Here is a 22401-nt window from a genome sequence, read left to right as displayed (position 1 = left end):
CCTATGGCAGCGGGGTTTTTATTTAGGGCTGATGTAACAAGGTAAGGAGTGGTCGATGTTGTATGTGAAGCGGGATGCCTGGGGTAATTTGCAGCAGGTGGAGGCAGCGCCATTTGAGGGTATGGATGGCGAGTTGCTGGCGGACAGCGACGAAGCGCAAAGCTGGTATGCCAACCAGACAGTTGAAAGCAGCCTGTTGCAGCTGGAGCAAAGCGACCTGGACATGATCCGGGTGCTAGAAGATTTGATTACTGTGCTGATCCGCAAGGGCGTGGTACGCATCACGGATCTACCGGAAGCAGCGCAGGGCAAACTGGTCGGCCGTAGCAAGGCGCGGGATGCCCTGGGCGGCCTGCATCGGCTAATCAATGATGATGAAGCGAAGCTGATCTGACTGCTAATTTTACTTCAGTAGTTTGTTTGCACCTGATAAAGCGTGCGTGCAGGCTTGAACCTGTGTAAACGCACCATAGACCCCACCCCCGATGGTGGGGTTTTGCGTTTTACAGAGTGGGCATTTACCAATAGGCAAATTCGGTTGGCGATTCGCCGAAAATCTACACAGCAGTGTAGCCAAAGCAGCTAAAACTACTGATGCAAGCCGCACACTGAACAGGGCTAGGCTGGCATATTCAGACTGCAAACCTTGGCTTGGGGATTTAATGTGATCAATGGTTTTTTGCTGCACTACCGCCTGCGTTTGCTGTTTTTTGCCAGCGCGCTTTTAACCGGCGTCATGGGCTGGCCAGCGCTTTCGGTATGGCCGGAATGGGCGGCGTTTTTGCTGTTGGTGTTGGCCGGCATCAATACGCTGCGGCACAAGCGGGTTTTTATGACCATGCTGTTGGTATTAGGCCTTTCTAACCTGCTGCTGTTGGCGCTGGAGAAGCTGGTCAACCTGCCTGCAGCGATGAGCAACGGCATCGGCTTGGTGGTGTTTTACCTGGCGATGGTGATCTCGCTGTTTCATCGCGTGATTCACGAGCGGCCGGTCACTGGCGAATTGATCTATGGCTTGCTGGCTTTGTACCTGCAACTGGCGATGGCATTTGCCATCGCCTATCACGTGGTCAACCGCTTTGTTGCCGATGCCTTTTGGAGTGCGCACGGGCCGTTGCAGCTGCATGACTTCGTCTACTACAGCTTGGTTACCTTGACCACGGTGGGCTATGGCGACATCCACGCCCTAGCACCCGCCGCTCGCTTATTGGCGGGTGCAGAAGCAGTGGCTGGGGTGATGTTTATCGCCATTGCAGTGGCCCGCAGCCTGATGCTGATGAGTGACCGTGGCGAGGAGGTATAAGCGCCTTATGCCGGTTGATTGAGGTTGCGTAATAACTGTGCCGTTCTACTGATGATCCGTGGCATTGCCGCTGGCATGCGCTGATGCCATTGCTGCATACAGCGGCTCACCGCCAGTAGCGATGCTGCCTCTCCATCCGCACAGCTAACCCTCGATCCACCCTTCATCAGCCGCCTTTCTCGCTCGCCGCTGGCTACCCAGCCCTGCGGCGCAAACCCATGGCGACCAGCGCTTTAACGAGCCCAGCAGAGTAGATCCGCGAGACTGACGCAGCGCGATCCGCTGCACTTGTGTGCTGATCGAGTTTGCCTTGCTGGTTTACGACGCTTAACGCTGCCGCTCCCAACCCCGACGGTTGTCTTCGTAGCGCTCAGCGCGGTGCGCCGCGTCATGGCGTGGTTGGCGGTGCTGCTTGTAACTGCGCGAATAATCGCGATCACGGCGGCCATCCCAACCCGCATGCGGTTGGGGCATCCGGTAGCCATGGCCTTTCTGGTACTTGTGCGTTTGGTAATGGCGCGGCTGCGGGGCCGGTATGTAGTAACGCGGGGGTTGGGGGTGATCATAGCGCCGCCCGTCATGGCGATAGGTCGGCTGCCGGTGATACTGCGGCGCCCCATACACCGGGTAATGCTGCACGTGGTAATAGCTCTTCGCGTGCCCTCGCTCATAACCGCGCTGGCCATAGCCATTGTTGCCGCCATAGACCGCGCAACCGCTTAACGACAAAACTAACAACGCCAACAATACGGATTTAAACGACATAGCGGCCTCCTTCGACCGCAGGTGCAACAGCGACCGTTGTCGCTGCCAGGGATTGCTCCCGCAATATGAGACCTACGCTTGCGCATCCCGTGCGGTAACGCTCTGGATCAGATTGCATGACAAATTATTTCAGTCGCACGCCTGCCTCGTCACTGATTCAGCGCAGTCCGCGAACCTGGCACAGTCCTCGCTTACGGTTCTGATCATCAAGGAAGGGTGCACGGTGGCAACACGTTTGCCGTCAGCCAATTTGCAATAGCCGACTAGGGTTCCGGCCTGCTGAAGACGCTCAGCGGGTGGCTGGTCCGAGAGTCGACGACCTCCAGCAATGGACTTTGCCATGGGGTTACACGGCGGGATAAAAGCCCGGGAGAACGCACCGCACCGCTGCCAGATGCACGCTTTCTTATTTCCGCTGACTGACTGAGGTTATCCATGCCAATGCGCACCCTATTTCTGCGTCTATCCGTTTGCCTACTCGCTGTCACGCTGGCCCTTCCGGCACAGGCCTCTGAAGAACCACCCACCTTCAAACTGTGTTGGTCGATCTTCGCCGGCTGGATGCCTTGGGGCTATGCCGACAGCGAGGGCGTGATGCAAAAGTGGGCCGATCGCTATGGCATTCGCGTCGAAATCAGTGAGGTGCCAGATTATGTCGGCTCCATCGAACGCTACAGTGCAGGCGAATTCGACGCTTGCAGCATGACCAATATGGATGCATTGACCATCCCAGCTGCCGCCGGAGTGGACTCCACCGCGCTAATCATCGGCGACTTTTCAAACGGTGCGGACGCCATTCTGCTGCGCGGCCCAGGCCTAACTATTCAGGATCTCAAGGGCAAAACCGTGCTGCTGGTGGAGAACTCGGTGTCGCACTACCTGCTGAGTCGCGCGCTGGAATGGGCCTTACTGAAACCTGAGGACGTGACCATCCAGCACGTTTCTGACACTCAAATTGCCGAAGCCTTCCTCGCCGGCCAAGGTGATGCCGTGATCACGTGGAATCCGGTTCTGGCCAAAATCAAGCAGCAGGCTCAGGTCAGCCAAGTGTTCAGTTCCAACCTGATTCCCGGCGAGATTGTCGACCTGACTGTAGTTAATACAAAAGTCCTGGCTGCCCATCCGGAGCTGGGCAAGGCACTAACCGGCGCCTGGTTCGAAACCCAGCGTTTAATGGGCATGCCCACCGAAGCAGGGCGAACAGCACGGGCAAAAATGGCCAGTGCTGCCGGCACCAGTGCAGAAGACTTTGACCGGCAACTCGACACCCTTCGCTCGTTTTACTCGCCGCGTTACGCCTTAGCGTTCGCCCGCGCCAACAAAATGCCCGAGCTGATGCAGCGAGTCGCCCAGTTCGCTGACCAACAGAAGCTGCTCGGCAACGATGGCAAAGGCCTGGAGAAACTCGGCATCGCATTCAGTGGTGAACGCAGCCTGGGCAATGCCGATAACATATTGCTGCGCTTCGACGGTAGCTACATGCAAATGGCCGCCGAAAAGAACCTCTGAGCGCAATCAACGATCACGCCCTGCAATGCAGCATGGCGCTCTCGGCACGCACCGCCAAGGCGCATAAAAACCGGTGCCATGTGAGGCAAGCCCGACGCACGGGGGCTCAGCGACAATGGCACGATGTTCGCAACGTTTAAGTTGTGCAGGAACAACCCGCTCCGGCGGGATCGCGGTACCACGAGATGTGGCACCACAGATGTGGCACCATAATTTGCAATGGCTGACTAGGGTTCCGATCCGCGATCACACGATCTGCGGATGACTGGTCCGAGAGTTAGCGACCTCCTTCGAGGTTACACGGCGGGATAAAAGCCCGGGAGAACGCGACCCACTCGAGGGGAAACCGCCGCGCACTCCTGCCCGCCCATTTCGAACTGGAGGTTCCACCATGCGTAAGACCCGTCTGTATTCAGTGCTTGTCGCCGGCCTTGCTGCCGCCATCAGCCTCAATAGCCACGCCGCACCCAAATCTGACTTCAGCGTCTGCTGGACCATTTATGCCGGCTGGATGCCTTGGGAATATGGCGAGGCCTCCGGCATCGTCGACAAATGGGCGAAGAAGTACGACATCAATATTGATGTGGTTCAGATCAATGATTACGTCGAGTCGATCAACCAATACAGCGCCGGCCAGTTCGATGGCTGCACCATGACCAACATGGACGCCCTGACCATCCCAGCGGCTGGCGGTATCGACAGCACGGCGCTGATCATCGGTGACTTCTCCAACGGCAACGATGGCGTTGTGCTCAAGGGCGAGAAGAAAACCCTGGGCGATCTAAAGGGCCAAAACGTCAATCTGGTTGAACTTTCGGTATCTCACTACTTGCTCGCCCGTGGCTTGGAAAAAGCCGGCCTCAGTGAGAAGGATCTGAAAGTGGTCAACACCTCAGACGCCGACTTGGTCGCGGCCTTCACCACCGACGACGTCACCGCCGTGACCACCTGGAACCCGCTACTGGCTGAAATTGAAGCCACTCCAGGGGTGACCAAGGTCTTCGACTCAAGCCAAATCCCCGGTGAAATCATCGACCTGATGGTGGTCAACAGCGACACCCTCAAAGACAACCCCGCTTTTGGCAAAGCACTGACCGGCGCTTGGTACGAAATTATGGCCACCATGAGTGCCGACACGCCCGCCGGTAAAGCAGCGCGCGAGCACATGGCCAAAGCCTCTGGCACCGACCTGGCCGGTTACGAAGCACAGTTGGCAGCCACCAAGATGTTCTATTCCGCTAAAGATGCTGTGGCCTTCACCACCAGCCCAAAGCTACCCGCCACCATGACCAAGGTTGCCGAGTTCTCCTACAGCCACGGCTTGCTGGGTGAAGGCGCAACAAGTGCCGAAGCCATCGGCATGAGCTTCGCCAAAGGCATTATCACCGGCGATAAGAGCAACTTAAAACTGCGCTTCGACCCAAGCTTTATGCAGATGGCGGCCGACGGCACGCTGTAACCGGACGCCTTTGCGTAAACGGCACCTCGTAGGGTGGATCGGGGCGCGTAGTTGACGCTCTTTTCATCCACCGTGAATCCGCTGTGAAGGTGGATGGATAAAGCGCCATCCACCCTACGTTCGACGAGATAACTATGCGCCTGATCAACCGCCACCCGGATCGCAGCGGCCGCTTGCTGCTGGTTCTGCTGCCTTTTGCCCTGCTGCTGTTTGCCTATTTTGCAGGGTCGGCGCAGCGACTGGCCGACAACCCTAACGACAAGCTGTTGCCCAGCGCCAGCCAGATGGCCGCAGCTGTTGATCGACTGGCCTTTACCGAGGACAAACGCACCGGCAAGTACCTGTTCTGGGTAGACACTGCCGCCAGCCTCAAGCGCTTGGCCATGGGCATCGGGATTGCTGCCGTGCTCGGCCTCTGCCTGGGTATTGCAGCCGGCATTGTGCCGCTGTTTAGTGCGCCACTGTCACCCTTACTCACGGTGCTATCAATGGTTCCACCGTTGGCGATCCTGCCAATCCTGTTTATTACCTTTGGCCTTGGCGAGCTGTCCAAGGTCATGTTGATCGTCATCGGTATCACCCCGGTGCTGGCCCGTGACCTCGAACAACGGGCGCGCGAAATCCCCACGGAAATATTGATCAAAGCACAGACCTTGGGCGCCAGCACCTGGACGCTAATCCTGCGAGTGGTGCTGCCGCAATTGCTGCCGCGCTTGCTGATTGCTCTGCGGTTGGTGCTGGGTTCAGCCTGGTTGTTCTTGATTGCAGCTGAAGCCATCGCCAGTACTGATGGCCTTGGCTATCGGATTTTCTTAGTGCGCCGCTATATGGCCATGGACGTGATCCTGCCTTACGTGGCCTGGATCACTCTGCTCGCCTGGTTGATGGATTTGGGCCTGCGCCGCCTGACTCTGCTGGCCTTCCCTTGGTTTGAAGGGAGTAAGGCATGAAGCCCTTTATCGAGGTGAAGAATGTATGGCAGGCGTACGGCGACCAAGTGGTGCTCGAACGACTCAATTTAACTGTCGACGAAGGTGAGTTCTGTACCCTGGTCGGCGCGTCCGGCTGCGGTAAATCGACCTTTTTACGCCTGCTGCTGGGCCAGGAACGGCCGAGCAAAGGGCATATTTTACTCAACGGCGCAGCATTGGCGGGTGAGCCGGATGCCAGCCGGGGCGTGGTGTTCCAGCGTTACTCGGTGTTCCCGCACCTCAGCGTATTGGACAACGTCGCCATCGGTCTGGAGCTGCCGCGATCAAAGCTACTGGGCCGCCTGTTTGGCACGGCCAAGCGCCAAGCACGCGAGCAGGCTGCCGTTATGTTGCACAAGGTCGGCCTTGGCCATGCCCTCGACAAATACTCCAGCCAACTCTCTGGCGGTATGCAGCAGCGACTGGCTATCGCCCAAGCGCTGATCATGCAACCGCGCGTACTGCTACTCGATGAGCCCTTCGGTGCCCTCGACCCCGGCATTCGCAAGGACATGCATGCGCTGCTGCTGGAGCTGTGGCACGCCACCGGCCTGACCGTATTTATGGTCACCCACGATTTGAGTGAGGGCTTCAGCCTCGGCACCCGCCTGCTGGTGTTCGACAAAACCCGTATCGACCCGCATGCACCAGGTGCCTTTGGCGCGCGCATCACCTATGACATCCCCCTGAACACTGACCGCCGCGCGGCTCGTGCTGCCGTTGACGCCTTGCCGGCGCATCTGCAGCCGGCCTCGTAAGGAGCGACTATGACCACCGCATTAACCCTGCGCCCAACACTGTATGAAGAATTCCTGCCCGGTGGTGGCCACACTTCTTTTGTGCTCAGGCGCGGCCAACTGCTGCGCATCACTGACCCCGAAGGCGGCGCCAATGCCAGCCTGTTGCTACTCAGTGCCAGCGAGAAAAGTGAGCGCCTCAACCTGCCCGATACACTCAAGTGCCAGCACACCGCCAAGCTTACTGTCGGCCACTGCCTGTATTCAGACATGGGTCGCGTACTGGCCGCCATCACCGCCGACACTTGCGGCTGGAATGACAGCTTTGGCGGCGTACTCAACGCGGCCGAAGTCGCCGAAAAATACGGTGCCGGTCGTTATCAGGAGCTGCGCAACGGCTTTTTCCGCAACGGCGTGGATAACCTGCTGGTGGAAATGGGCAAGTGGAACCTCAACCTGCAAGACCTGTTGATGAACCTCAACCTGTTCAGCAAGGTGACGGTGGACGCGCATGGCAGCTTCCAGTTTGCCCCAGGCAATTCCAAGGCGGGCGACTACATCGGGCTGTATGCACCCATGGACACCTTGGTCGTGCTGACCGCCCTGCAACACCCCATGGACCCAGACCCTGTCTACGCACCCAAACCGTTGCAACTCAGCTGGCACAAGGTCGATAGCGATGGCATCAGCGTGCTGTGCCGCACCTCGCGTCCGGAGAACGGGCGCGGCTTCCACAACACCGAACGTCAGTACCTTTGAGGGCCGCAGCATGTCTCTAACCGAAAGCACCCTTATCTCCAGTAACAAAGAGGCTGAAACCGCCGTTTACCGCGCTGTGATCGCGGCCGGCGAACCGTTCCTCTGCGAAGTCAAAGCCGGGCAAACCCTGCGCTTGCTGGATATGCAAGGCAACCAGGCGGTCGACACCCTATTTTTTAGCGCGAAGAACCCGCGCGAGCGCTTCGATCCGCAGCGCACCCTGCGCAAACAGAACAACGTGTACCTGACCACCGGCACCGTTCTGTACTCCAACCTAGGCAACCCGCTGCTGACCATCAGCGCCGATACCTGTGGCCGGCACGACACCTTGGGCGGCGCCTGCGCGCAAGAAAGCAACACAGTCAGATACGCACTCGACACGCGCTACATGCACAGCTGCCGCGACAACTTCCTGCGCGCCAGCCTGCACGACGGTCGCCTTGAGAAGCGCGACATCGGCGCCAACATCAACTTCTTTATGAACGTACCGGTCACGCCCGAAGGCGGTCTGACCTTCGAGGATGGCATCTCCGCGCCGGGCAAATACGTTGAGCTGATCGCGCACATGGACGTCATCGTGCTGATCTCCAACTGCCCGCAGCTGAATAACCCCTGCAACGGCTACAACCCGACCCCAGCCGAGGTGCTGGTTTGGGATTGAGTTTCTCCCCTCTCCCGTATGCGGGAGAGGGGTCGAGAGAGAGGGAAAACGGGCCTGCGCCAATATAAGTCCCCTCTCCCCAGCCCTCTCCCCGAGGGGAGAGGGAGTAAAAGCATTTCAACCGCGGACGACCGTGGTGCAGACCGAATACTGCGGGACGGCCCGCCCTTTCGAGGACACCTCGAATGTTTAACAAATTGCTGATCGCCAACCGTGGCGCCATTGCCTGCCGCATCCTGCGCACCCTGCGTGCCCTCGATGTTCAGGGCGTAGCCGTCTACTCCGAAGCCGACGCCGCCAGCCTGCATATCCAGCAGGCCGATGAAGCCTTTAGCCTCGGTGAAGGCCCAGCCGCCGGCACCTACCTGATGGTCGAGAAGATTCTCGCTGTGGCCAAGCAGACTGGCGCCACCGCCATCCATCCCGGTTACGGCTTTCTCTCGGAAAACGCCGCCTTCGCCGAAGCCTGCGAAGCGGCCTGCATTGCCTTTGTCGGCCCCACGCCCGAGCAACTGCGCGTATTCGGCCTCAAGCACACCGCCCGCGCCCTGGCCAAGCAGCACGGCGTGCCGATGCTGGAAGGCACCGACCTGTTGGAAAACCTCGAAGCGGCCCTGATTGCCGGCGACGAAGTCGGCTACCCGGTGATGCTAAAAAGCACCGCCGGCGGTGGCGGCATCGGCATGCGCGTGTGCAACAGCGCCGCCGAACTGAGTGATGCCTTCGACGCGGTCAAACGCCTGGGGCAAAACAACTTCAGCGACAGCGGCGTGTTTATCGAGAAGTACATCCAGCGCGCCCGCCACCTGGAAGTGCAGGTGTTCGGCGACGGCCAAGGTGAAGTCCTGGCCCTTGGCGTGCGCGACTGTTCGGTGCAGCGCCGCAATCAAAAAGTGCTGGAAGAAACGCCCGCGCCCAACCTGCCGACTGGTATGGCCGAGGAGCTCTGCGCCGCCGCGATCAAGCTGGCCAAGGCGGTCAACTACCGCAGCGCCGGCACCGTCGAATTTGTCTACGATAGCGAGGCTGCGCGCTTCTACTTCCTTGAGGTCAACACCCGCCTGCAAGTCGAACACGGCGTGACCGAACAAGTGTGGGGCGTCGATCTGGTGCGCTGGATGATCGAGTTGGCAGCCGGTGACCTGGCGCCACTTAGTCAATTGAGCGAGGGCTTGAAAGCCAGCGGCCACGCGATTCAGGCACGGCTGTATGCCGAAGACCCGGGCCGCGATTTCCAGCCAAGCCCGGGCTTGCTCACCGCCGTGGACTTCCCCGCTGCCGATGGCAAAGCGCTGCGCATCGACACCTGGGTCGAAGCCGGCTGCGAGATTCCGCCCTACTTCGACCCGATGATTGCCAAGGTCATCGCCTGGGCACCCACCCGCGATCAAGCCAGCGCCGCACTCAGCCAGGCCCTCGCTGATACAGTGCTATACGGTGTGGAATCCAACCGCGACTACATTCGTCAAATCCTTGTCGACGCACCGTTCGCCAGCGGCCACCCCTGGACCCGCTGCTTGGAAGGGCTGGCTTATCAGGCCACGACCTTCGAGGTGCTGTCCGCCGGCACCCAAACCACCGTGCAGGACTACCCCGGCCGTCTCGGCTACTGGGCCGTTGGCGTGCCACCGTCTGGGCCAATGGACAGCCGTGCCCTGCGCTTGGGCAACCGCCTGCTGGGTAACGAAGAAGGCGCCGCTGCGCTGGAAATCACCATGAGCGGGCCGCTGCTGCGCTTCAATACTGATGCGGTCATCGCCGTCACCGGCGCGCCCATTCCGTTGAGCATCGACGGTGCCGAGCAGAATATGAACAGCGCGCTGCTGATCAAAGCCGGCAGCACCCTTAGCCTCGGCACCATCTCAGGCGCAGGCGCACGCAGCTACCTGTGCCTGCGCGGCGGCCTGCAAGTGCCGGACTATTTGGGCAGTAAAAGTACCTTCACCCTCGGCCAGTTCGGCGGCCATGGTGGCCGCGCCCTGCGTGCCGGCGACGTGCTGCATATCCCGGCATTGGTTGACCAGGATGCAGGCGCGCAACTCCCTGCAGAGCTCTGTACCGCACTACCGGCGGTGCGCGAAATCCGCGTGATCTACGGTCCCCATGGCGCACCGGAATACTTCACCGAAGGCTACATCGACACCTTCTTCGCCACCGCCTGGGAAGTGCACTTCAACTCCAGCCGCACCGGCGTGCGCCTGATCGGCCCGAAACCTGAGTGGGTACGCGACAGCGGCGGCGAAGCCGGCCTGCACCCCTCCAATATCCACGACAACCCGTATGCCATCGGCGCGGTGGACTTCACCGGCGACATGCCCGTCATCCTCGGCCCCGACGGCCCGAGCCTGGGCGGTTTCGTGTGCCCAGTAACCATCATCGAGGCCGACCTCTGGCAACTCGGCCAGCTCAAGGCGGGCGATAAGCTCAAGTTTGTACCGGTGGATATCGCCACCGCGCGGCAGCTGGCTAGGGTGCAAAACGAAGAGGCTCAGACCCTCGTAGCCCGGATGCAATCCAGGACAGATGTGTCGCCGGCTTCCCGGATTGCATCCGGGCTACAGAGCCCCATTATTCTCGACATCGGTGAAGCCGACAAACGCTTGGTCGCGCGCCTTTCCGGCGACACCCACCTGCTGCTTGAAATCGGCGCGCCCGAGCTGGACTTGGTGCTGCGCTTCCGTGGTCATGCATTGATGCAGGCGCTGGAAGCCAAGAACCTCAATGGCGTGACTGATCTCACTCCTGGCATTCGCTCGCTGCAAGTGCACTATCAGCCCGAGACGTTGGCGCTGAATGATCTGCTCGACATCGTTGCCGGTGAATGGGACGCCGTGTGCAACACCCAAGACCTTAAGGTGCCATCACGCATCGTGCATTTACCGCTGTCGTGGGACGACCCGGCCTGTCAGTTAGCGATAGAGAAATATATGACCACCGTGCGCAAGGACGCCCCTTGGTGCCCGAGCAATCTGGAATTTATCCGCCGCATCAACGACCTGCCTAATCTGGACGAAGTCTACAAAACCGTCTTCGACGCCAGCTATCTGGTGATGGGCCTGGGTGATGTCTACCTCGGCGCACCCGTGGCCACGCCATTGGACCCACGGCATCGCCTGGTGACCACCAAATACAACCCGGCCCGCACCTGGACCGCCGAGAACTCGGTGGGCATCGGCGGCGCCTATATGTGCGTGTACGGCATGGAAGGCCCCGGCGGTTACCAGTTCGTCGGCCGCACGCTGCAAATGTGGAACCGCTACCGCGAAGTCGCCGCCTTCAACGGCAAGCCTTGGCTGCTGCGCTTCTTCGATCAGATTCGTTTCTACCCGGTCAGCGCCGACGAACTCACCCGCATCCGCCGCGACTTCCCGCTGGGCCGTTATGACCTGTGCATCGAAGACAGCGAGCTGAAGCTGGCCGACTACCAAACCTTCCTTAACGCCGAAGCCGAAGGCATCGAAGCCTTCCGCCAGCAGCAACGTGCGGCGTTTGATGCCGAACGCCAGCGCTGGATTGCCTCCGGTCAGGCGCACTTCGAAGTGGAGGATAGAGGCCCGGACATGGGCGAAGACGCACCGCTCGGGGCCGGTCTGCACAGCATCGAAAGCCATATCGCCGGCAACCTCTGGCAGGTGCAGGTCGAAGAAGGCGCAACAGTCAAAGCCGGCGATGTGCTGGTGATACTGGAGTCGATGAAGATGGAAATCCCCCTGCTCGCCCCACGTGACGGCATTATCCGCGAGGTGCGCGTGCAACCCGGCTCGCCCATCCGCGCCGGACAACGCGTGGTGGTATTGGCAGAGGCCTAAACCTTGGCCCATGCCACCTAGCACCTCAGGCATGGGCTCTACGCAAGCCGCTTATTAGCCAGAGCCTTAGGTTTAGGCTCTGGCTAATAAGCGGCTAAGGGCCGGTTAACACTCGGGAGGCGCAGGCCGTCCACACTGGCCGTCCACACTGGCTGTTAATGGCGCAAGGCCGTTTTTTGAGCAGCAGCACACCCACCCAAACGCTACACTGCAGCCATCATTTAGTCAGCAGAGCGTTGTATGCCGAAGCCATCCTCCCTAACGCGCCAATGGCCCTTAATTGCGCTGCTGCTGGTATTGCTTGGTTGTGGCTTCCTCGCTACATCATTAGCCAGCTATTACGCCGCCCTCGACTCGATCCGTGAAGGGATCATCAACACCGAACTGCCACTGACCTCGGATAACGTCTATTCGGAAATACAAAAAGATTTGGTCAGGCCCATCTTGATTTCCTCGATGATGTCGCGCGACACGTATGTGCGTGATTGGGTGATTGCTGGCGAGCAGGATGCCGAGCAAATCACCCGTTACCTGCGCGAGGTGCAGGAGCACTACGCCACGGTCACCAGTTTCTTCGTTTCCGAAAAAACCCACACGTACTACCAAGCCAAAGGCGTGCTCAAGCAGGTTAAAGAAGCCGAACCCCGCGACGCTTGGTACTTTCGCGTGCGTGACATGCAGGCCCCCTATGAGATCAATGTTGATGTTGACCTGGCCAACAACGACCGTATGACCGTGTTTATCAACTACAAAGTGTTCGATTTTCAACATCGCTTTATCGGCGCAACCGGGGTCGGCCTGACCGTGGATGCAGTGGTTAAGTTGATCGATACCTACCAGCAGCGCTACAACCGCAGCGTGTTTTTTGTCGACACCGAAGGCCGTTTAGTCCTCACCGGTGCCAGCGGTGGACCGATGGGCGCGCATATTGGCCAATCGCTCAGCGATATTCCTGGGCTGGAAGCGCTGATGGCCAAGTTGCCAAAGCCGCAAAGTGGTGATTACGAATACCAGGAGCAAGGCCGCGATCACTTTCTCAATGTGCGCTTTATCCCTGAGCTGAATTGGTACCTGTTTGTCGACAAATTAGAAGACGGCGCCGTCGCCGGCATTCGTAAGTCGCTGTACCTCAATTTGCTGATCTGCCTGGTCGTTACGAGCCTAATCATCGGTATCGTCAGTTTAGCGCTGCGCCGTTATCAGCGGCGAATCAGCGCTCTGGCCACCACCGACTCGCTTACCGCACTGCCCAACCGCCGTGGCTTTGACCTGTTAGCCAGCCAAGCGGTACAGGAGGCCTGGCGTAATTCAAGTGCGCTGTGCGCGCTGATACTCGACCTGGACAACTTCAAACAACTTAACGACAGCCACGGCCATATGGCCGGTGATGAAGTATTGCGCAGTTTTGCCCACCACCTGCGTAACACCGTGCGCCAGTCCGACATCATCTGCCGATGGGGCGGTGAGGAATTTATCCTGCTGCTCAAAGACACCACACCCGAACAGGCCCGCGAGCTGGGCGAGAAAATCCGCCTGCAAACCGAGCAAACCCTTATCCGCTTCAACACCGTCGACCTGCAGATCACCACCAGCATTGGCTTGGCGCAACTGCAAGCAGATGAATCGCTTGAGCAGTTGATCACCCGCGCCGACCGCGCGCTGTACCGGGCTAAACAAAGCGGCCGCAACCGCCTGTGTGAAGAGGTCACGTGACTGATACGGCCACTCTTTGCCCCTGCTGCGGGCAACTCAACCGCTGCGCCCAGGCCACAGCCGATGCGCCAGTCAGCCAGTGTTGGTGCTTTAGCGTAAAGGTAGATGCCCAGCAATTGGCTAACCTGCCGCCCGAGCAGCGCAACCGCAGCTGCCTGTGCCCACGCTGCGCCCAAGGCCTGCCACCTGATTCGCCGCTCCTGGCGGATTAGCCATGCGCCTTGACCGCTTTCTCAGCAACCTAGCGCAGTACAACCGCCAAACCGCACGCCAGTTGCTGGTCAGCGGCCACGTGCAGGTGGATGGGGTGGTGGTCTGTGAGGGTCTGTGCAACGTCAGCCAATTCAGCCGCATCGAGGTGGATAACCAGCTGCTGCAAGCCGGCAAACCCGCGCGCTATTTTATGCTGCACAAGCCAATAGGGGTGGTCAGCGCCACCGAGCACGATGAACACCGCACGGTGCTCGATCTACTCGATGAGCCGGACAAAGCCGACCTGCACCTGGCCGGCCGTCTGGACCTCAATACCAGCGGCCTGTTACTCATCACCAATGATGGCCAATGGTCGCGCCGCCTAACCGAACCACGCAGCCTCTTGGGCAAGGTCTACCGGGTCACCACCGAACAGCCGATCAGCGCCGAATACATCGAGGTATTCGCCCAAGGTTTGTACTTCGCCTATGAAGGCCTCACCACCCTGCCCGCTGAACTGGTAATTCTCGACAGCCACAGCGCCCTACTGACCCTGCACGAAGGTCGCTACCATCAGGTCAAGCGCATGTTTGGCCACTTCCAGAACAAAGTCATCGACCTGCACCGCCTGAGCATGGGCAGCATCGAACTCGACCCACAACTCGCCCCCGGCCAATACCGCGCCCTTAACTCTGCAGAAATCGCCAGCTGCTAAGCCGCTCGCCGCCCTCTCTCACACCCGACAAGTGCCGAAAGCAAAACCGCGCCACGACTTATTTGTGCAATACAGCGCTGTTTAAATCCAAGCCTACAGCTAGGGATGATCAAGCAATCTCCAGAGCCCTCTCAGCGCTTTATCGGCTACCTGCACGCTGCGCGAAAGAGTTTCTGTCTGGTCAAGCCGCTGCCAAATGCCGGTCGCTATAAAGGCTGTGGTTGGCGCGTGGCTTGCGCTCTAACTGGTTGAAAATAAATGACTTATAAAAACCTTACGACTGACATCGTGCTGTCACGTCCAGGCGTTTAGCTGTCTGCCTTATACCGCCTGGCTCAACGCCGCTGCCGTTAGCCATGGTCACGTATTGCGCCCGGAGGAAACGCCATGAAACCAGCCACCGCTGTCGTCGATATTCACAGGACGTTTAAGGTTCACACGGAGTTCTACGCCAACCCCAGCGCGCGCAAGACCATCATCCTGATCAACGGTTCGCTGGCCACCACCGCCGCCTTTGCACAAACCCTCAAGTACCTGCGACCGCAGTTCAATGTGGTGCTTTACGACCAGCCCTATGCCGGCCAATCCAAGCCGCACAACCGCCATAGCCGGCCGATCAGCAAAGAAGATGAAGCAACCATTTTGCTGGAGCTTATTGAGGTGTTTAAGGTCGACTATCTGCTGTCGTTCTCTTGGGGTGGCGTCGCCGCTATGCTGGCTTTGGCGCAACGCCCGGCGCGGATCGAAAAGGCGGTGATCACCTCCTTCTCGCCGCTGCTGAACAAAGCGATGCTCGACTACTTAGCAAGAGGCATGGTCTGCCTGCAAGCCGCAGACGGTGAGCAAGTCGGCCAACTGGTCAACAGCACCATCGGCAAGTACCTGCCCTCGCTGTTTAAGCGCTTTAACCACCGGCACATCAGCCGCCTGGACCGCCACGAATACCTGCAGATGCACGCGCACATCAATCAGGTGTTGCAACTAGACAACCACGGCCAGATGCAATGCTTGGCGACCATCGACATCCCACTGCTGTTTATCAACGGCGATCGCGATGAGTACACCGCCGCGCAAGATGTGCGGGTGTTTGCCGAGTACCTGAGCGACTGCCAGTTCGTCATCATCAACAACGCCGGGCACTTTCTCGATATGGAGCACAAAGGCGCATGCCTGCAGAGCCAGACCGCCCTGCTTAACTTCCTGCAGCCCCCGGCGCGCAACAACTGCAGCTACCACCGAGTGCCTAACCAGCACCATGCGATTGCCGTATAAAGTACCGCCAAGCCCCACTCCTGCCGCGCATTGCCACCGATTAGCTGCGCAGCGCGCTTCATTTCGGCCAAGACTTCCGGTATAAAGGCACCCGCTGCGGGCGTCGTATAGTGGTAATACCCTAGCTTCCCAAGCTAGAGCTGTGGGTTCGATTCCCATCGCCCGCTCCAAATCGCAGAATCTAAAGCCCTGAAACCAACCGGTTTCGGGGCTTTCTGCTTTCTGGTTCAAGCCTTGGTTAAAGGAAACAGCAAGCTAAAGCGTGTGCCCGTCTCATTACTGATAACGCTGACCCGCCCGCCATGCGCCTGCATGATCGAGCGCACGATGGCCAGACCCAAGCCGCCAGAGTCGTCCGGTTGGTTGCGTGACGGATCGCAGCGGTAGAAGCGCTCGAACAGGCGTGGCAGGTGTTCGGCGGCAATCGCAGGGCCGGCGTTATGCACGCTGATTTCACAGACGCCGTCCTGCAGCCGGCTGCTGATCGTCACCGTATTGTCCGCTGCACCGTAGCGCAGTGCATTGGCCAGCAGGTTGGCCAGGGCGCGACGTAATAATTGTGGGTCGGCGGTTAGCGTGCCGCTGGCCTGGTTGAGCAGCGCCATGGCGCTCTCTTGCGCGGTGCCTTCGAAGTACTCGCAGAGCTGTTCGAGCAACTCGTGCAAATCGAGCGTTTGCTGGTTGATCGAGGCATTGGCCTGCTCGGTACGTGCGAGAAACAGCATGCTGTCGATCATTCGCGCCAGCCGCTCATATTCCTCAAGGTTAGACACCAGCAGGTTCTGATATTCATCCAGCGGGCGGCTCCGCGCCAGGGTTTGCTGCGCGTGGCCCATCAGGTTGCTCAGCGGGGTGCGCATCTCGTGGGCCAGGTCTTCGGAGAAGCGCGAGAGCTGGGCGAAGCCGTCTTCTAAGCGCGCGAGCATTTGGTTAAGGGCGTGGCTGAGCGCCTGTAACTCGCTGACGTCTTTAAACTCATCCAGGCGCAGGTGCAGGTGCTGCACGTCAATGGCGGCGGCGCGCGTTGCCAGTTGCCGCACCGGACGCAAGCCGCGCACGCTGACCAACCAGCCCAGCCCAAAGGCCAATAACGCACCCACAGATAAGGCCAGCCAAAGCTTGAGGCGATAGGCCGCGAGCATCTGCTCACGCTCGCTGAGCAACTTGCCGGCAATCAGGGTCAGGCGACGATCGCCACGGTTTACATCCAGCCAAGCCAGGCGCAATGGCTCGCTGCCCGCGCTGTCGCCGAGCATCACTTGCTGCGCGGCCGGCAATGCTGGCAGCGGCAATACGCCGGGGTTGATCTCGATCAGCCGGTGCCCGGCGTCGTCGACTATCCACAGCAGGCTGTCGCGGTTGCCCAGCATATTTTCATAAAGCTGCGGCCTACGGCGCAGGGCTTCGATGCTCTCGCTGTCATCGAGCAAGGCTTGCATGCGTTCCAACCGGCCGAGCAGTGCCTGGTCGTCACGCCAGGCGATTTCGCGCTGCAGCGATTGGTACAGGTAAAAGCCAATTGCACCCAATAACAGCGCGCTAACCAACGCGAACATCAACGCCAGTTTTACGCTTAGCGCGCGCGGCCACAGCCTCACGACTGCGCCTCCAGCATGTAGCCCATGCCGCGCACGGTATGGATCAGCTTGAGCGGATAGGGGTCATCAACTTTGGCGCGTAACCGGCGGATGGCGACGTCGACCACATTGGTGTCGCTGTCGAAATTCATCTGCCACACATGAGAGGCAATCAGGGTGCGCGACAACACTTCACCTTCGCGGCTGAGCAGCAGGTGCAGCAGGGCAAACTCTTTGTTGGTCAGGGTCAGGCGATCGCCATTGCGGGTGACCTTGCGCCGCAACAGGTCTAGGTGCAGGTCGGCGATCTGAAACTGCTCAACCTCACGCGGCGGGCCACGGCGCAGCAAGGTGCGCACCCGCGCCAGCAACTCAGCGTAGGAAAAGGGTTTGACCAGGTAATCATCCGCACCCAGCTCCAAGCCTTTAACCCGGTCTTCCACGGCATCGCGCGCCGTGAGAAACAGCACCGGCGTTTGCAGCTTGCGCCGGATGATCTGCAACAGCTGCCAGCCATCCAGGCCGGGCAGCATGACGTCAAGAATGATCAGGTCAAACTCGTGCTCTTGCACCAGATGCTGACCATCCAAGCCGTTAAGGGCCACCTCCACCCGATAGCCCGATTCGCTCAGACCCTTGCACAGGTAGTCCGCCGTTTTTACTTCGTCTTCAACGAGCAGAATTCGCATGTTTTCCTCCAACACAGGCGCATAGCCTAGGCCGTTACGCGCAGCGCTCCCATTACAAATTGGTAATGCACGCGCAATCAGTTTGACCCAGGCGCCTAGGCAGTATGGCCAGCAACCGCTCAGCCGAGCCTAACCCTGGAGAACGACATGCACCTTCGCAGCGCCGCTACCCTGTCACTACTCGCACTGGCCATGGCCTCTTCTACCACTTGGGCCGCCAATGAGCCGCAGGTTGCTCAACGTCAGGACGTCACCCTGGCCTTGGCCAATGACTTGCTCAACGCCACGCTGGCCGCTTGCCATGCTGACGGCCGCACCGGCGTGGCGGCGGTGGTTGACCGTGGCGGCAACCTGGTTGCCGTGCAGCGTGACGATAACGTCGGCCCGCACAACACCCTCGCGGCGCAGCGCAAAGCATTCACCGCGCTGTCGACCAAAACCGCGACGCGCCTGCTGTCTGAGCGTGCTCGCAATAACCCCGATGCTGAGAACCTCAACACCCTCGACGAGCTGCTGTTGCTCGGCGGCGGTGTGCCTTTAAAGGTCGGCGATCAGGTGATCGGTGCCATCGGTGTCGCCGGTGCCGGCGGCGCTGAGATTGATGAAGGCTGCGCCCTGAAAGCCATTGCTCAAATTTTGCCCTCCACACACTAATCTAGGAACCACACCATGAATCTGCTGAAAACTCTATTTGTCGGCGCTGTACTGAGCGGCCTCTCCTCCCTGGCCTTGGCCGCTGGCAACCCGCTAAGCGTGCACGTACTGAACCTGCAAGACGGCCTGCCTTCACCTGAAGTCAGCGTGACCCTGGAAAAGCAGGACGGTAAAAGCTGGGACATGCTCAACAGCGGCGTGACCAACGAACAAGGCCGCATCCCGGCCCTATACCCGGCAGACAAGGCGTTGGAAAAAGGCACCTACCGCGTCACGTTTAAGACCGGTGAGTGGTTCAAAAAGCACGCCACGGCGAGCTTCTTCCCAGAAGTACCGGTGATCTTCGAAGTAGACGGCACCGTGCCGCACTACCACATTCCGCTGCTGCTCAGCCCTTACGGCTTCTCGACTTATCGCGGTAACTAAGCCGTCAGCGGTCGGCTAATGCGCAGACCCGCTCGCGCTTTAGCCTGAAGCCTATAAAAAATGCCCGCATTGCGCGGGCATTTTTGTGTGCGGCAGAACCTGCCTGAGTCGAGGCGGGTTAAACCACACCCTGGGCCAGCATGGCATCGGCGACTTTAACGAAGCCGGCGATGTTGGCGCCTTTGACGTAGTTGATCCGACCGTTCTCTTCGCCGTAGCGCACGCACGCGCTGTGGATGCTTTGCATGATGCTGTGCAGGCGCTCGTCCACCTCACCCGCCGTCCAGTTCAGGCGCATGGCGTTCTGGCTCATCTCCAAACCGCTGGTGGCTACGCCGCCGGCGTTCGAGGCTTTGCCGGGTGCGAAGCAAATGCCGGCGTCGATAAACAGGTCCACCGCTTCCAGGGTCGACGGCATGTTGGCGCCTTCGGCCACACAGAAGCAGCCATTGCTCAGCAGCGTGCGGGCGTCTTCGGCATCCAGCTCGTTTTGCGTGGCGCATGGCAGGGCGATATCGCACGCCAAGTGCCAAGGGCGCTGACCGCCAAGGAAGTTCAAATTGAAGTGCGCGGCCATTTCGCTAAGGCGTCCGCGGCGCACGTTCTTCAGCTCCATCAGGTGCTGCCACTGTTCTTCGCTCAGGCCGTCCGGGGTGTGCAGGGTGCCTTCAGAGTCGGACATGGAGATGACCATGCCGCCCAACTCAATGACCTTTTGCGCAGCGTATTGCGCCACGTTGCCCGAGCCAGAGATGGCCACACGCTGGTCCTCAACGCCACGATCAATGCGCTTGAGCATTTGCTGAGCGAAGTACACGCAGCCGTAACCGGTGGCTTCCGGGCGGATTAGGCTGCCGCCGTAGCTGATGCCTTTGCCGGTCAGCACTGAGGTGAACTGGTTAGCCAGGCGCTTGTACTGACCGAACATATAGCCAATCTCGCGGCCGCCAACGCCAATGTCACCGGCCGGCACGTCCACATCAGCACCGATGTGGCGGTACAGCTCGCTCATAAAGGCCTGACAGAAGCGCATCACTTCGTTGTCGCTTTTGCCCTTCGGGTTGAAGTCCGAGCCGCCCTTGCCGCCGCCCATGGGCAGTGAAGTCAGCGAGTTCTTGAACACTTGCTCGAAGGCAAGGAACTTGAGCACGCCGAGGTTGACCGACGGGTGGAAGCGCAGCCCGCCCTTGTAGGGGCCAATGGCACTGTTCATCTGCACCCGGTAGCCACGGTTGACCTTGACGCGCCCGGCATCATCAACCCAAGACACACGGAACATGACCACCCGCTCCGGCTCGACCATGCGCTCAACGATGCCCGCCTGCAGATAATGCGGGTTGGCTTCTAGGAATGGCCACAGCGAACGCAGCACCTCTTCCACGGCCTGATGAAACTCAGGCTGATCAGGGTCACGCTGCTTTAGGCGGGAGAGGAAAAGCTCTACGGATTCGATCATGCACATACCCCAAAATGCCCGCGATACAGGGCAGATCAACTTAAAAGTGGCCGGCACTTTAGCAGCCAGTTATGCACTTAAACAGCGCAAAATGTCGCCTTAATGAATCTTTTAGGTGCATTAGCATATAGAACACCGCTCCTCGGCCCATATAGCAGGGCACTGCACCGCTCCTATAAAGGGCGAGACCGCACAACTCTGAAGCATTCGGTGCTGCATGCTTAGGCAATCAACCCCGTGACGCTAAGAGCGCAGAGGCAAACAATAGGGAAAATCATGCGGAAGGCGAGGCCGGCCGTTACGGCTGGGGTGGCAAAGATGGCGTTCCCAACTGGATTCGAACCAGTATCTAGCCCTTAGGAGGGGCTTGTTCTATCCATTGAACTATGGGAACCAAGGCTGGAAGACAGGCTACCAGCGGGCGGCATCTTAGCGAGGATGGGCTGGTTTGTCATGCCGCTGCCGCTATCGCTGTGCCAACAGGCTGACTAAGCGGGGCAACGTTTCGCCCTCAAGCGCTTATTAATGATGAGCGGGCAACGTGTGGCGAAGGCATTGGCCGCTGACTTAAATGCGTGACGCGACCACTGGCTTAGCCGGCGAAGCGCTCTTCGGCCAGCTGGTCGGCAATCTGCGTGGTAGTTTTACCGGCTGCATCTGAGCGCTGGAATATCTGCGTTAGCGTCACGCCAATCCCCTCGATATGCGCCTTAAGTTGCGCGGCGCTGCCGCCGCTGCGGCCGTAGTAGACATCAATAATACCGCCGGCATTAATGGCGTAATCCGGCGCATACAAGCACTCGTTACGGCGCAGCGTTTGCGCCAGGCTGGCATCGGCCAACTGGTTGTTGGCAGCCCCGGCGATAATCGGCGCGCGCAGGACCTCCAGGGTTTGTTGGTTGATGATGCCGCCCATGGCGCACGGTGCGAACACATCGACATCCAAGGCAAAAATCGCCTGCTGGGTGACGGCAGTTGCGCCCAGTTGCTCGACAGCACGGCGCACATTGGCCTCGACAATATCGCTTACCCACAGCTCGGCACCGGCTTCCCTCAATTGCCGGGCGAGATCAAAGCCCACCTGCCCGACGCCTTGAATCGCTACTTTGAGGCCGCGCAAATCATCACGCTGCAAACGGTGTTTGACCGCTGCTTGAATACCGATAAACACCCCAAAAGCCGTGGCCGGTGACGGATCGCCATTGCGCGTGCCACCGGCGATGGCTTCACGCGATTCAGCACCGGATACGTGGCGGGTACGCTCAGCCATGATCTGCATTTCTGCAACCCCGGTGCCGGAGTCGGCGGCGGTGATGTAGCGCCCACCGAGACTGTCGACAAAATCACCCATGGCCTGGAACAGCGCCGCGCTTTTGCCGGTGTGCGGGTCACCGATAATCACCGCTTTACCGCCACCCAGCGGCAAGTTGGCCAAGGCTGATTTGTAGGTCATGCCGCGCGACAAGCGCAGCACATCGCGCAGCGCTTCATCATCATTGGCGTAATTCCACATGCGGCAACCGCCGAGGGCCGGGCCAAGGTTGCTGTTATGAATGGCAATAATCGCCTTCAGGCCGCTGGCCTTCTCGTGGCCATAGACCACCTGTTCGTGGTGGTCGAAATCGATATGAGAAAACACGGACATGGGGGTTCCTTGGCTGTCTGTTGGTTGTTGTAGCTTGGTTAAGGCACCCTCTCCCGTAAATGGGCGAGGGGTGCATGTAGCTCCCTCTC

Annotated in this window: 20 protein-coding genes, 2 tRNA genes and 2 riboswitches; of the genes, 16 read left to right on the top strand and 6 right to left on the bottom strand. The window is 59.4% G+C overall.

Annotation, left to right across the window (positions count from 1 at the left end; all coding sequences use genetic code 11):
- Positions 1 to 55 precede the first annotated feature (55 nt).
- Positions 56 to 394 (top strand): tryptophan synthase subunit beta, encoded by a 339-nt coding sequence (locus WF513_RS05455; RefSeq protein WP_339082202.1) that lies wholly within the window; start codon positions 56 to 58, stop codon positions 392 to 394.
- 270 nt (positions 395 to 664) lie between these two features.
- Positions 665 to 1303 (top strand): ion channel, encoded by a 639-nt coding sequence (locus WF513_RS05450; protein ID WP_339082200.1) that lies wholly within the window; start codon positions 665 to 667, stop codon positions 1301 to 1303.
- Between the two features lie 327 nt (positions 1304 to 1630).
- Here the strand turns inward: WF513_RS05450 and WF513_RS05445 are convergent, their stop codons facing one another.
- Positions 1631 to 2068 carry a hypothetical protein gene (locus WF513_RS05445; protein ID WP_339082198.1) on the bottom strand — a complete coding sequence of 146 codons (438 nt, stop codon included), beginning with the start codon at positions 2066 to 2068 and terminating at the stop codon, positions 1631 to 1633.
- Between the two features lie 252 nt (positions 2069 to 2320).
- A riboswitch (guanidine-I (ykkC/yxkD leader) is annotated at positions 2321 to 2443 on the top strand.
- 60 nt (positions 2444 to 2503) lie between these two features.
- On the opposite strand from WF513_RS05445, the gene WF513_RS05440 reads away from it, so the two are divergent.
- The 12 genes from WF513_RS05440 (at position 2504) to WF513_RS05385 (ending at position 16035) form a co-directional block, all read left to right on the top strand.
- Complete coding sequence (locus tag WF513_RS05440; protein WP_339082196.1) at positions 2504 to 3577, top strand: putative urea ABC transporter substrate-binding protein; 1074 nt, start codon at positions 2504 to 2506, stop codon at positions 3575 to 3577.
- Positions 3578 to 3793: 216 nt separating this feature from the next.
- Positions 3794 to 3902, top strand: a riboswitch (guanidine-I (ykkC/yxkD leader).
- 66 nt (positions 3903 to 3968) lie between these two features.
- Complete coding sequence (locus tag WF513_RS05435) at positions 3969 to 5036, top strand: putative urea ABC transporter substrate-binding protein (RefSeq protein ID WP_339082194.1); 1068 nt, start codon at positions 3969 to 3971, stop codon at positions 5034 to 5036.
- A 134-nt stretch (positions 5037 to 5170) separates the two neighbouring features.
- Positions 5171 to 5986, top strand: coding sequence for an ABC transporter permease (locus tag WF513_RS05430; RefSeq protein WP_339082193.1), 816 nt, complete (start codon positions 5171 to 5173; stop codon positions 5984 to 5986).
- Positions 5983 to 6765 carry an ABC transporter ATP-binding protein gene (locus WF513_RS05425; protein WP_339082190.1) on the top strand — a complete coding sequence of 261 codons (783 nt, stop codon included), beginning with the start codon at positions 5983 to 5985 and terminating at the stop codon, positions 6763 to 6765. Before WF513_RS05430 ends, WF513_RS05425 begins: the two co-directional genes overlap by 4 nt.
- Positions 6766 to 6774: 9 nt before the next feature.
- Positions 6775 to 7503: an urea amidolyase associated protein UAAP1 gene (locus WF513_RS05420; RefSeq protein WP_339082188.1), complete on the top strand. Its 729-nt coding sequence runs from the start codon at positions 6775 to 6777 to the stop codon at positions 7501 to 7503.
- Between the two features lie 10 nt (positions 7504 to 7513).
- Positions 7514 to 8164 (top strand): urea amidolyase associated protein UAAP2, encoded by a 651-nt coding sequence (locus tag WF513_RS05415; RefSeq protein WP_339082185.1) that lies wholly within the window; start codon positions 7514 to 7516, stop codon positions 8162 to 8164.
- 185 nt (positions 8165 to 8349) lie between these two features.
- Positions 8350 to 11973, top strand: coding sequence for an urea carboxylase (gene uca, locus WF513_RS05410; protein ID WP_339082182.1), 3624 nt, complete (start codon positions 8350 to 8352; stop codon positions 11971 to 11973).
- A 240-nt stretch (positions 11974 to 12213) separates the two neighbouring features.
- Positions 12214 to 13686 carry a diguanylate cyclase gene (locus WF513_RS05405; RefSeq protein ID WP_339082179.1) on the top strand — a complete coding sequence of 491 codons (1473 nt, stop codon included), beginning with the start codon at positions 12214 to 12216 and terminating at the stop codon, positions 13684 to 13686.
- The gene (locus WF513_RS05400) at positions 13683 to 13898 is read left to right on the top strand and encodes a cysteine-rich CWC family protein (RefSeq protein WP_339082177.1); all 216 of its coding nucleotides are present in this window, start codon (positions 13683 to 13685) and stop codon (positions 13896 to 13898) included. Before WF513_RS05405 ends, WF513_RS05400 begins: the two co-directional genes overlap by 4 nt.
- 2 nt (positions 13899 to 13900) lie before the next feature.
- Positions 13901 to 14593: a 16S rRNA pseudouridine(516) synthase gene (locus WF513_RS05395; protein ID WP_339082173.1), complete on the top strand. Its 693-nt coding sequence runs from the start codon at positions 13901 to 13903 to the stop codon at positions 14591 to 14593.
- 387 nt (positions 14594 to 14980) lie between these two features.
- A complete protein-coding gene (locus WF513_RS05390) occupies positions 14981 to 15865 on the top strand; it encodes an alpha/beta hydrolase (RefSeq protein WP_339082171.1) in 885 nt (294 codons plus the stop codon).
- A gap of 96 nt (positions 15866 to 15961) precedes the next feature.
- A tRNA-Gly gene (locus WF513_RS05385) sits at positions 15962 to 16035 on the top strand.
- Between the two features lie 57 nt (positions 16036 to 16092).
- Here the strand turns inward: WF513_RS05385 and WF513_RS05380 are convergent.
- Together WF513_RS05380 and WF513_RS05375 are read right to left on the bottom strand one after the other, a co-directional pair.
- Positions 16093 to 17463 carry a heavy metal sensor histidine kinase gene (locus tag WF513_RS05380; RefSeq protein WP_339082168.1) on the bottom strand — a complete coding sequence of 457 codons (1371 nt, stop codon included), beginning with the start codon at positions 17461 to 17463 and terminating at the stop codon, positions 16093 to 16095.
- Positions 17460 to 18131, bottom strand: a complete 672-nt coding sequence (locus WF513_RS05375; RefSeq protein ID WP_339082165.1) for a heavy metal response regulator transcription factor — start codon at positions 18129 to 18131, stop codon at positions 17460 to 17462. Before WF513_RS05375 ends, WF513_RS05380 begins: the two co-directional genes overlap by 4 nt.
- Positions 18132 to 18278: 147 nt before the next feature.
- Between WF513_RS05375 and WF513_RS05370 the strand changes: the two genes are divergently transcribed.
- Complete coding sequence (locus WF513_RS05370) at positions 18279 to 18785, top strand: heme-binding protein (RefSeq protein ID WP_339082163.1); 507 nt, start codon at positions 18279 to 18281, stop codon at positions 18783 to 18785.
- A gap of 15 nt (positions 18786 to 18800) precedes the next feature.
- Positions 18801 to 19211, top strand: coding sequence for a hydroxyisourate hydrolase (gene uraH / locus WF513_RS05365; protein ID WP_339082161.1), 411 nt, complete (start codon positions 18801 to 18803; stop codon positions 19209 to 19211).
- Positions 19212 to 19329: 118 nt separating this feature from the next.
- On the opposite strand, the gene gdhA is transcribed toward uraH, so the two are convergent.
- The 3 genes from gdhA to WF513_RS05350 form a co-directional block, all read right to left on the bottom strand.
- Positions 19330 to 20667 carry an NADP-specific glutamate dehydrogenase gene (gene gdhA / locus WF513_RS05360; protein WP_339082159.1) on the bottom strand — a complete coding sequence of 446 codons (1338 nt, stop codon included), beginning with the start codon at positions 20665 to 20667 and terminating at the stop codon, positions 19330 to 19332.
- 319 nt (positions 20668 to 20986) lie between these two features.
- Positions 20987 to 21061: transfer RNA gene (locus tag WF513_RS05355), tRNA-Arg, on the bottom strand.
- Between the two features lie 198 nt (positions 21062 to 21259).
- Positions 21260 to 22312, bottom strand: a complete 1053-nt coding sequence (locus WF513_RS05350; RefSeq protein ID WP_339082157.1) for a Glu/Leu/Phe/Val dehydrogenase dimerization domain-containing protein — start codon at positions 22310 to 22312, stop codon at positions 21260 to 21262.
- Positions 22313 to 22401: the final 89 nt, after the last annotated feature.

The sequence above is a fragment of the Pseudomonas sp. TMP9 genome, assembly GCF_037943105.1.
Lineage (GTDB): Bacteria > Pseudomonadota > Gammaproteobacteria > Pseudomonadales > Pseudomonadaceae > Aquipseudomonas.
The sequence above is the reverse complement of the archived record's forward strand: the minus strand, read 5'-3'. Positions and strand labels throughout refer to the sequence as shown.

Bases quoted from the DNA above. Each gene is read 5' to 3' on its own strand.
- WF513_RS05455 (WP_339082202.1), top strand. From the start codon at position 56: ATGTTGTATGTGAAGCGGGATGCCTGGGGTAATTTGCAGCAGGTGGAG.
- WF513_RS05445 (WP_339082198.1), bottom strand. From the start codon at position 2,068: ATGTCGTTTAAATCCGTATTGTTGGCGTTGTTAGTTTTGTCGTTAAGC.
- WF513_RS05440 (WP_339082196.1), top strand. From the start codon at position 2,504: ATGCCAATGCGCACCCTATTTCTGCGTCTATCCGTTTGCCTACTCGCT.
- WF513_RS05435 (WP_339082194.1), top strand. From the start codon at position 3,969: ATGCGTAAGACCCGTCTGTATTCAGTGCTTGTCGCCGGCCTTGCTGCC.
- WF513_RS05430 (WP_339082193.1), top strand. From the start codon at position 5,171: ATGCGCCTGATCAACCGCCACCCGGATCGCAGCGGCCGCTTGCTGCTG.
- WF513_RS05425 (WP_339082190.1), top strand. From the start codon at position 5,983: ATGAAGCCCTTTATCGAGGTGAAGAATGTATGGCAGGCGTACGGCGAC.
- WF513_RS05420 (WP_339082188.1), top strand. From the start codon at position 6,775: ATGACCACCGCATTAACCCTGCGCCCAACACTGTATGAAGAATTCCTG.
- WF513_RS05415 (WP_339082185.1), top strand. From the start codon at position 7,514: ATGTCTCTAACCGAAAGCACCCTTATCTCCAGTAACAAAGAGGCTGAA.
- uca (WP_339082182.1), top strand. From the start codon at position 8,350: ATGTTTAACAAATTGCTGATCGCCAACCGTGGCGCCATTGCCTGCCGC.
- WF513_RS05405 (WP_339082179.1), top strand. From the start codon at position 12,214: ATGCCGAAGCCATCCTCCCTAACGCGCCAATGGCCCTTAATTGCGCTG.
- WF513_RS05395 (WP_339082173.1), top strand. From the start codon at position 13,901: ATGCGCCTTGACCGCTTTCTCAGCAACCTAGCGCAGTACAACCGCCAA.
- WF513_RS05390 (WP_339082171.1), top strand. From the start codon at position 14,981: ATGAAACCAGCCACCGCTGTCGTCGATATTCACAGGACGTTTAAGGTT.
- WF513_RS05375 (WP_339082165.1), bottom strand. From the start codon at position 18,131: ATGCGAATTCTGCTCGTTGAAGACGAAGTAAAAACGGCGGACTACCTG.
- WF513_RS05370 (WP_339082163.1), top strand. From the start codon at position 18,279: ATGCACCTTCGCAGCGCCGCTACCCTGTCACTACTCGCACTGGCCATG.
- uraH (WP_339082161.1), top strand. From the start codon at position 18,801: ATGAATCTGCTGAAAACTCTATTTGTCGGCGCTGTACTGAGCGGCCTC.
- gdhA (WP_339082159.1), bottom strand. From the start codon at position 20,667: ATGATCGAATCCGTAGAGCTTTTCCTCTCCCGCCTAAAGCAGCGTGAC.
- WF513_RS05350 (WP_339082157.1), bottom strand. From the start codon at position 22,312: ATGTCCGTGTTTTCTCATATCGATTTCGACCACCACGAACAGGTGGTC.